The organism is Rhodoferax sp., assembly GCF_039922535.1.
In the GTDB taxonomy this organism is placed as follows: Bacteria; Pseudomonadota; Gammaproteobacteria; order Burkholderiales; family Burkholderiaceae_C; genus Rhodoferax_B.
In genome coordinates, this window is sequence record NZ_JBDTEM010000416.1 from 1 (window position 1) to 8419 (window position 8419).

9 protein-coding genes are annotated in these 8419 nt (G+C 66.2%); 1 reads left to right on the forward strand and 8 read right to left on the reverse strand.

The annotated features are described in order from the left end of the window. Window positions 1–116: 116 nt before the first annotated feature. The 4 genes from ABI213_RS19915 to purE form a co-directional block, all read right to left on the reverse strand. A complete protein-coding gene (locus tag ABI213_RS19915; RefSeq protein WP_348028381.1) occupies window positions 117–1103 on the reverse strand; it encodes a GDSL family lipase in 987 nt (328 codons plus the stop codon). A 154-nt stretch (window positions 1104–1257) separates the two neighbouring features. Continuing rightward, window positions 1258–2271, reverse strand: coding sequence for an L-threonylcarbamoyladenylate synthase (locus ABI213_RS19920; RefSeq protein WP_348008408.1), 1014 nt, complete (start codon window positions 2269–2271; stop codon window positions 1258–1260). Then, window positions 2271–3431 (reverse strand): 5-(carboxyamino)imidazole ribonucleotide synthase, encoded by a 1161-nt coding sequence (locus tag ABI213_RS19925; protein WP_348028383.1) that lies wholly within the window; start codon window positions 3429–3431, stop codon window positions 2271–2273. The genes ABI213_RS19920 and ABI213_RS19925 overlap by 1 nt, the downstream gene beginning before the upstream one ends. Continuing rightward, entirely contained in the window at window positions 3428–3931 is a 504-nt protein-coding gene (gene purE / locus ABI213_RS19930) for a 5-(carboxyamino)imidazole ribonucleotide mutase (RefSeq protein ID WP_348006939.1), read from the reverse strand. Before purE ends, ABI213_RS19925 begins: the two co-directional genes overlap by 4 nt. Before the next feature lie 56 nt (window positions 3932–3987). Here purE and trxA point away from each other — a divergent pair, with 56 nt between their 5' ends. Next, window positions 3988–4947, forward strand: a complete 960-nt coding sequence (gene trxA / locus ABI213_RS19935) for a thioredoxin (protein ID WP_348006940.1) — start codon at window positions 3988–3990, stop codon at window positions 4945–4947. Window positions 4948–5016: 69 nt separating this feature from the next. Here the strand turns inward: trxA and phnE are convergent, their stop codons facing one another. The 4 genes from phnE to ABI213_RS19955 form a co-directional block, all read right to left on the reverse strand. After that, window positions 5017–5838, reverse strand: coding sequence for a phosphonate ABC transporter, permease protein PhnE (phnE, locus tag ABI213_RS19940; RefSeq protein WP_348006941.1), 822 nt, complete (start codon window positions 5836–5838; stop codon window positions 5017–5019). Beyond that, window positions 5835–6650: an ABC transporter permease gene (locus ABI213_RS19945; protein WP_348006961.1), complete on the reverse strand. Its 816-nt coding sequence runs from the start codon at window positions 6648–6650 to the stop codon at window positions 5835–5837. The genes phnE and ABI213_RS19945 overlap by 4 nt, the downstream gene beginning before the upstream one ends. Beyond that, on the reverse strand, window positions 6647–7474 hold the full coding sequence (locus ABI213_RS19950; protein ID WP_348006942.1) for an ATP-binding cassette domain-containing protein: 828 nt from the start codon (window positions 7472–7474) through the stop codon (window positions 6647–6649). Before ABI213_RS19950 ends, ABI213_RS19945 begins: the two co-directional genes overlap by 4 nt. 72 nt (window positions 7475–7546) lie before the next feature. Next, window positions 7547–8401: a putative selenate ABC transporter substrate-binding protein gene (locus ABI213_RS19955; protein WP_348006943.1), complete on the reverse strand. Its 855-nt coding sequence runs from the start codon at window positions 8399–8401 to the stop codon at window positions 7547–7549. Between the last annotated feature and the right edge of the window lie 18 nt (window positions 8402–8419).

Genomic DNA, 8419 nt, shown 5'->3' on the forward strand with positions numbered 1-8419 from the left:
GAACTGGCTTTGCCAGGCTGCTGGTGATGCCCCGTGCATCTCGTATCGGCTATTCAAGTCGATACGAGGGGGCTTGGCGAAAGATACGAAGCACCGCAGCCTGGGGGTGTGCCATTTCACCAGCGCAAATGCACCCGACCATAGGCGTAGATGCCAAACAAACGCTGCGCAATGGGGGTGAAGTACAGGCGGTCGGCAAACAGGTACTGGTCGTACGTCACGCCAGCCGAATTGGCAACGATCGCTGGGTTGAGCGTGCTGGGGGTACACAGCGAGGAATTGACCTGTCCGGTGCCGGTGCCAATGCCCGCGCCGGTGTCCACCGAGTTGCATGCCAGGCCGGTGACCGTCGCCACACCATAGTTGGCGTGGTCGGTGCCGGACACCAGGTTGAAGTAGTAGGCCGCATCGATGTAGAGCACGGAGGAACCCAGATCGACGATAGACACCAGCATGGCATCGTTGAACTTGCCGGTGGCGCTTTGCAGCAGGCCGGACTGGTTCAGCGATGCCGCCCAGGGGCTGACCCCCATGTTGTAGGGGCCCACCACCACCACATGCTTGCCACCGGCGGCGACCAGGCGGCGCACCTGCGCGCCCAGGTCTTTGCCGTATTGCGTGGCGTTGGCGATCATCGTGGCCGAGGTTTCGGTGCCCGCCGTGACCGCATTCATTTCCACCACCAGGTCGCTGATACCGGCGTTGATGGTCACGATGTCGCTGTCACCCAGGGTCACGCCGCTGGCCAGAAACGCGTCGATTTGTTGCGTTACGGTTTGGGTGGTGGTGCTGCCAGCCGCATCGGTGGTGTTGCTGATGCGGGCGTTGGCCTGTGCGTACACATAGCCGCCGCTGGCCACCGGGGTCGCGGTGATGCCATAGCTGTTGGCAAACTGCCCCAGCCAGGTGGTGATGACACCGCTGGCGCTGTCATTGACCGTGTAGCTGGCACCGGACTTGACCACGCTGAAGGCATCGCCAAAGGCAATGATGCGGGTCGGCACCAGGGCCGATTCGGTGGTACTGGAACCACAGGCGGCCAACAGGGCCGCCGAGGCGCAGGCCAGCCCCAAAAAGGCGCGGCGCAAGCTAAAAACGGTCATAGATAACTCCTATATATTGCGGGGGGACTTGGTGCTGCACCCGTGTGGCGGGTCGCCTTATAGGCGGGCGCTGCGTAAGCCGTGGATGGGTGAGTTTAACGAGGCCATAAACCGGTGCCGGGTAAAGAAGCGTAAGCCTCGGTGGGCGCAGGTTTTACGCAACCGACGCGCGTTGCAAACGGTCGCGTACGCCTTCCCATGCGGGCGTGTCGGGCGGGGTTTCAATCCAGATCAGGCGCACGCCCTGGGTGTCAAAGTCGCGCAGCGCCGCAAACAGCTCCTGGGCGGCGGCGGCGGCATCTTGGGGCATAGCGCGGCACACCACCTGGGCCGAGCGGCTGCGCATGGCATGGCGGGCGTACACGCCGATGCTGACGGCCTGGCCTTCCAGCCCCGTGCCCAGCAGATCCAGCGCGGTTTGCAGTGCGGCAGCGGTCATCAAGCGGACCTTGGCCGTGGGTGCGTAATGCGCTTCTAGCGTGCCGGAAGCGCGCGGGGCGTTGGCCACCGCGTCCTTGTCGCGCAGCGGCTGGCCGCAGGCCTGTTCGATCTGGTCGCGGCCAATGCTGCCGGGGCGCAGCAGCACCGGCACGCCCCGGGTGCAGTCCACGATGGTGGATTCGATGCCCATGGTGCAGGGCCCGCCGTCCAATACCAGCAATCCGTCCCCGAATTCCGACTGCACATGCGCCGCCGTAGTGGGGCTGACGCGGCCAAATTTATTCGCACTCGGCGCGGCCAGCCCGGCCACGCCCAAGGCGGCGCAGGCTTGCAACACGGCCTGGGCCACCGGGTGCGCCGGGCAGCGCAGGCCGATGCTGTCTTGCCCACCCGCCGCCGTCGCGCCCACACCGGCGCGGCGCGGCAAGATCAGCGTCAGCGGGCCGGGCCAGAACGCGTCCATCAGCGCCTGGGCAAAGGCGGGCACCTCGGCGGCGAAATGGTTGACACCTGCCGCAACGGGCGCGATGTGCACGATCAGGGGGTGGTCGCTGGGGCGGCCTTTGGCGGCAAATATCTTGGCGACTGCCGCGTCGCTAGAGGCATCCGCCGCCAGCCCGTACACGGTTTCGGTGGGCAGGCCCAGCAGCTCGCCCGCAGCTAAGGCCTGGGCGGCTTGCTGGATGGCGGCAGGAGCATGGGTTGGGGAGAGGCCGTCCAAGAGCATTAAAACGCCTCGATGCCGAGGATGGCGGCGGCTTGCAGGGCGGTGGTGCGCACGGCTTCTACCGTAGGGCCGGTCAGGGTCAGGTGGCCCATCTTGCGGCCCTTGCTGGCCGTGGTTTTGCCGTACAGGTGCAAGTGCGCGCCGGGCAGGGCTAACACCTCGGCCCAGGGCGGCGTGGTGGCTTTTTCAGAACCCACAAACCACAGATCGCCCAGCAAATTCAGCATGACCGCCGGGCTGTGCTGGCGCGGCTGCACCATTGGCAGGCCGGTCAAGGTGCGTACCTGCAGCTCAAACTGCGACACGTCGCAGCAGTCCATGCTGGCGTGGCCGCTGTTGTGCGGGCGCGGGGCGATCTCGTTGACCACTAGGCTGCCGTCTTGCAGCACAAAGAATTCCACGCACAGCACACCCACGTAATCCAGGCCGTTTGCTATGGATTTGGCAGCTGCCAGCGCAGATGCTACCTGTGCTGGAGGCATATTTTCTTCATAAACTTCGGTCACCGCCAAAATGCCTTCGCGGTGCAGGTTGCGCTGGATCGGCAGGTTCACTATTTGGCCGTCGGCCCCGCGTGCCACGATCACCGAGCATTCGGCCGCCAGCGGCAGCATCTTTTCCAGCACGCAGGGCACGCCCTTCAGGTCCAACCAGGCCTGGGCCAGCTCGGCGTAGGTGGCCACGCGGACCTGGCCCTTGCCGTCGTAGCCCATGCGGCTGGTCTTCAAAATGCCGGGCAGCAGCGCCTCGTCAATCGCCGCCAGTTGCACCGGCGTTTCCAGCACGGCGTAGGGCGCGCAGGGTACGCCACAGGCCACGAAATGGGCTTTTTCGGCCGCACGGTCCTGGGCGATGGCCACGGATGCCGCGGCGGGCGACACCGTGGTGTAGGCCGCCAAGCGGGCCAACGCCGGGGCGGGCACGTTCTCGAACTCGGTGGTGATGGCGTCGCAGGTCTCGGCTAACTGGCCCAAACCAGGCGCATCCAAATACGCGGCCACGATGTGGTGGTGGCTGACGCGCCCGGCCGGGCTGGCCGCATCCGGGTCCAGCACGGCGGTGAAATAGCCCATGCGCTGGGCCGCGTGGATGAACATGCGGCCCAGTTGGCCGCCGCCCATCACGCCCAGCGTGGCTCCGGGGAGGATGGGGCCGCTCATAGCACCGGCGGCGCGGGTGGCACGGTCATGTTGCGGGCCACCTCGGTTTGCGCCGTGCGGAAGACTTCCAGCTGGGCACGCAAAGCGGGGTTTTCGTTGGCCAGCAGGGCCACGGCAAACAGGGCCGCGTTGGCCGCACCCGCGTTGCCAATCGCAAACGTGGCCACCGGAATGCCCTTGGGCATTTGCACAATGCTGTACAGCGAATCTACGCCGCTCAGGTGCTTGGTGCCCACCGGCACACCCAGCACCGGCACCGTGGTCTTGGCGGCCAGCATGCCCGGCAGGTGGGCTGCGCCCCCGGCGCCGGCGATGATGGCTTTGAGCCCGCGCCCGGCGGCGGCTTCGGCGTAGGCAAACATTTCGTCGGGCATGCGGTGGGCCGAAACGACCTGTGCTTCGTGTGCAATGCCAAACTGTTGGAGAATCTGCACCGCATGCTGCATGGTGTCCCAGTCGGAGCTGGAACCCATCACCACACCAATTTGAATATTAGTCATAGGGCTTTGTTCTGATTAACCTTGAATTTTACTTTTTGCCCCCAGGGCTCCCCAAAATGATCGACGTAACCTTTGCCAATTTTGAAACCGAGGTCATTGCCGCCTCCATGACCACCCCGGTGTTGGTCGATTTCTGGGCCCCGTGGTGCGGCCCCTGCAAGGTCATTGGCCCGCTGCTGGAAAAGGTCGAGGCCGATTACGCAGGCCGCTTCAAGCTGGTCAAAATCGACTCCGACCAAGAGCAGCAACTGGCCGAAGCCTTTGGCATCCGCAGCATCCCCACCTGCATTCTGGTGGTCAATGGCCAGCCGGTCGACGGTTTCCAGGGCGCGCTGCCCGAGGGCAAGATCAAGGAATTCCTCGATAAGCACGTGCCCGCCGGTGATGCGCTAGAAGCCGAGCCCACCGAGGCCGAACAAGCCCTGGCCCTGGCCGAAGCAGGCGACACCGATGCGGCCTTGGCCAAGCTGGCCGATGCCCTGGCGCTGGACCCGGCCAATGACGATGCCCGCTGCGACTACGTGCGCCTGCTGGTCCAGGCCGGGTACCTGGAAGAAGCCGAGGCCGCGCTGCAGCCCACGCTGCGCTACATCCCGCTGCAACTGCGCTTCGAGGCGCTGGGCCAGTGGATTGGTGCTCTTAATTTCGCAGCTACTGCCGCAGGTGGAACGGGCGATGTCGCTGAATTTGATGCAAAAATTGCCGCCAATAAACGCGACTTCGATGCCCGCTACGCCAAAGGCCGCATCCTGATGGCCCTGGGCGACTGGACCGCCGCCATGGACGAGCTGCTGGAAATTGTGATGCGCGACAAAAAGTGGAACGACGAAGCCCCCCGCAAAGCCATCGTCGCCATCATGGAGCTGCTGACCCCGCCCAAGCCCAAAGCCGCCGCCGATGCAGGCAACAAGAGCGCGGGCGGCATCGAGTTGTCGGGCAAGTCGGTGACCGAACAAGACCCGCAGGCGCTGCTGGTGGCCACCTACCGTCGGCGCCTGAGCATGATGTTGAATTGAGTTTGCTACTGAATTTGTAGCTGCCAGCGCAGGTTTTATCTGCGCTGGAGGCCGATTTTTCTTAAAAAATCACCGCCCCAGCCGCCACCGCATCACCCGGCTCAAGCCGTCCACCAGCGCCACCAGCACCAGCATCGCCGCCAGCACCGCGCTGGTTTCCGGCATCTGGAACAGGCCCATGTGGAATGCCAGCATCTGGCCCAGGCCGCCCGCGCCCACCACGCCCAGCACGGCGGCGGCGCGGATGTTGTTCTCCCAGCGGTACAGGGTGTAGCTGAGCAGCTGCGGCAGCACCTGGGGCAGGCTGGCGTACAGCAGCACCGGTACGGCACCCAGGCCACGCGCCCGCAGCGCTTGGGCCGGGCCGTCGGGGGCGTTTTCTAAACTCTCAGCAAACAGGCGGCCCAGCACGCCGGTGGTGTGCAGGCCCAGCGCCAGCGTTCCGGCGAACGGCCCCAGCCCGGCGGACACCAGCAGCAGCGTGGCCCAGACCAGCTCGGGGATGCTGCGCAGCGCGTTCAGCAGCGCCCGCGTGGGGCCGCGCCACAGGGCCCGGTCGTCGGCGTGGGTTTTGCTGGCGGGCAGGGCCAGCGCCAGGCCAAACACCACCGCCAGCAACGTGCCCAGGGCCGACATGGCCAGCGTCTCCAGTGTGGCCGTCAGCAGCTTGCGCAGAAAGGCCGGTTCGGTATTGGGCACCAGCAGCTCGGCGATGAAGCGGCCCATGCGGTGCAGCGCATCGGCCGAGAGGAACCGGGCCCACTGCAAATCCAGCGAGGCAAAGCTGGTGCCGACCAGCGCCACCACGCCCAGCACGAACCACAGCGCCTTGGAACGGGCGTGGAACAGCGCGGCCGGCAGTTTGTAGGTCTCGTTGGCAGCAGTCTTCACGCTAAACCTTTGCGCAACCACGCGCTGGTGCAATCCGCCAACCACACCAGGCCCATGAAGACCAGCAGCATGGTGCTGACCTCGGAGCCATTGAACATCTTCATCGACGCGTCCATGTGCTGGCCCAGGCCGCCCGCACCCACAAAGCCCAGCACGGCAGACGAGCGGATGGCGCATTCCCAGCGGTAGACGGTGTAGCTGGTCAACTCGCCCGCGTTCTGCGGCAGCAGGCCGTAGAAGAAGGCTTGCAGCCGCCCAGCCCCATGGCGCAGCAGGGCCTGGGTGGCGGCGGGCTCCCCAGATTCCAGAATTTCGGCATACACCTTGCCCAGCATGCCCGCGTAGGTGAGCGCAATCGCCAGCACGCCGGATGTGGGGCCCAGGCCCACCACCCGCACAAACACCAGCGCCCAGACCAGCTCGGGCACGCTGCGCAGCAGCACCAGCAGCCAGCCCACGGCCAGGCGCAGCGCGGCCCCGAAGGGTGCCATGCGCCCAGTCAGCGCGGAAATCGACAGCACGCGCACCGACAGCAGCGTCAGCGGCACCGCCAGCAGCAGCGCCAGGGTGATGCCGGCCGTCGCCATGGCCACGGTGCGCCAGGTTTCCAGGGCCACGGTCCACAGAAAGCCCGGCTCCAGCTTGGGCGGGAAAAAGTCGCCCACGAAGCGCAGCGTGGGCCGCAGGCTGTCGGGCTGCAGCAGCACCCAGGGCTGGAATTCGGTGAGCACCAGCAGCGGCCACAGCAGCACAGCAAAGGCCAGCAGCCAGAAAAGGCGGCTGTGCCAGGCCGGGTCGCGGGTGGGATTCAGCGGCAATGCATCACCACCGGAGCAGTGACCAACGGTGGAGATGGTTCGGGCGCAGGCCCGGTCAGCTCGTCCAGATGCTGGGCGTACAGGCTGTGCAGGCGCTCGCGGCCCACCTGCGCGGCGGGCAGGTCGAACACGATAGCCCCGTCGCGCAGGCCCAGAATGCGCGGGAAATGCGCCAGCGCCATGTCCACGTGGTGCAGGCTGGTCAGCAGCGTGGTGCCCCGCGCCTGGGCGGCCTGGGTCAGCGTGCGCATGGCCTGCTCGGCACGGGCCGGGTCCAGGGCGGACAGGGGTTCGTCCACCAGCCAGAGCCGGGCATCGGCCACCAGGGCACGCGCCAGGCCGACGCGCTGGCGTTCGCCACCCGACAGCCGGTCTACCCGCTCAAACAGTTTGTCGGCCAGGTCAAATTGCGCCAGCGCGGCCTCGGCCGCCGGAATGTCCACCGGGTAAAACAAGCTGCGCACACTGCGCCACAGTCCCATGGCCGGCAACTGCCCGGCCAGCACCGAGGTGACGACCCGCTGGCGCGGCGGCAGCGGCGGCACCTGCGGGGCGATGAACAGCTGGCGGCGCAGGCCTTGCAGCTGGGCGCGCGGCAGCGCCCAGGGGTCGCGCCCGTCCAGCAGCACCTGCCCCGCAGAAGGCCGCAACGCACAGCCCAGCAGGTGCAGCAGCGTGGTCTTGCCCGCCCCCGACGGGCCAATCAACGCCACCTGCTCCCCGGCGGCCAGCGCCAGCGTCACGCCGCGCAGTGCGGCCGGGGCCTGCGCGGCAGCGGCGGGGTGGCGGGCCGAGGTGTGGTCAAGCTGAATCTTCATGTAAAAAGTGCAAAAAAATGGCTATGGCGCAGGTGGTACCTGCGCAAGCAGCTATTTATTTTGTAGTGCGGCTTATTTCAGCAAACCGGCGCTGCGGGCCGCCGCTTCGATACCTTTGTAGTTGGCGGGCTGGGTGGGGATGAAGCGGGTGGCGCGCTGCAGCTCCAGCACTTCTTTGCCTTCGGGGGTGGCGCTGCTCAGGTCCAGAAAGGCCTTGGCCAGCTTCTCGCGCAGGGCCACCGGCATGTCGGCGTGCACGCTCCAGTTGTAGTCGAAGTACGGCGGGGTGGTGTAGAACACGTGGACCTTGCTGGTGTCGACCTTTTTGTCGGCCACAAACTTGTCCCACACCGAGATGTTGAGCGCGCCCGCGTCCACCTTGCCTGCGGCCACGGCGGCGATGGTGGCATCGTGTGCGCCCGAGAAGGCCACACGTTTCAGGTCTTTGTCGGGGTCTATCTTGGCTTCCAGCAAAAAGCTGCGTGGCATCAGGTGGCCCGAGGTGCTGGACGGTGCGCCGAAGCTCAGGGTGTGGCCCTTCAGGTCGGCCAGGGTTTTGACGGTCGGGTCGGCGGTGATGAAGACCGAGCGGAATTTGGCGTCCTCTTCGCGCTGCACCAGCGGGATGATCTTGCCGCCGGAACGCACATTGGCCTGCACAAAGGTAAAGCCGCCAAACCAGGCCACGTCCACCTGCTTGTTGACCAGCGCCTCCACTGCCGCCGCGTAGTCGCTCACCGGGGTGAACTCGACCTTCATGCCCAGGCGGCCCTCCAGGTACTTGACCAGTGGCGCGGCCTTGCGGGCCAGCTCGGTGGGGGCTTCGTCGGGAATGGCCGTCATGCGCAGCACCTGCTGGGCGCTGGACAGGCCCGCGAAACACAGGATGGCAACGGCCAGGGCGGATTGGAGGAAGGAGCGTTTCATGGGGCGGGTTCCGGGTGG

What these genes read in the sequence shown, in the direction of transcription:
- trxA (WP_348006940.1), top strand. Translation starts at nt 3,988, where the DNA reads ATGATCGACGTAACCTTTGCCAATTTTGAAACCGAGGTCATTGCCGCC.
- ABI213_RS19925 (WP_348028383.1), bottom strand. Translation starts at nt 3,431, where the DNA reads ATGAGCGGCCCCATCCTCCCCGGAGCCACGCTGGGCGTGATGGGCGGC.
- ABI213_RS19920 (WP_348008408.1), bottom strand. Translation starts at nt 2,271, where the DNA reads ATGCTCTTGGACGGCCTCTCCCCAACCCATGCTCCTGCCGCCATCCAG.
- purE (WP_348006939.1), bottom strand. Translation starts at nt 3,931, where the DNA reads ATGACTAATATTCAAATTGGTGTGGTGATGGGTTCCAGCTCCGACTGG.
- ABI213_RS19955 (WP_348006943.1), bottom strand. Translation starts at nt 8,401, where the DNA reads ATGAAACGCTCCTTCCTCCAATCCGCCCTGGCCGTTGCCATCCTGTGT.
- ABI213_RS19950 (WP_348006942.1), bottom strand. Translation starts at nt 7,474, where the DNA reads ATGAAGATTCAGCTTGACCACACCTCGGCCCGCCACCCCGCCGCTGCC.
- ABI213_RS19915 (WP_348028381.1), bottom strand. Translation starts at nt 1,103, where the DNA reads ATGACCGTTTTTAGCTTGCGCCGCGCCTTTTTGGGGCTGGCCTGCGCC.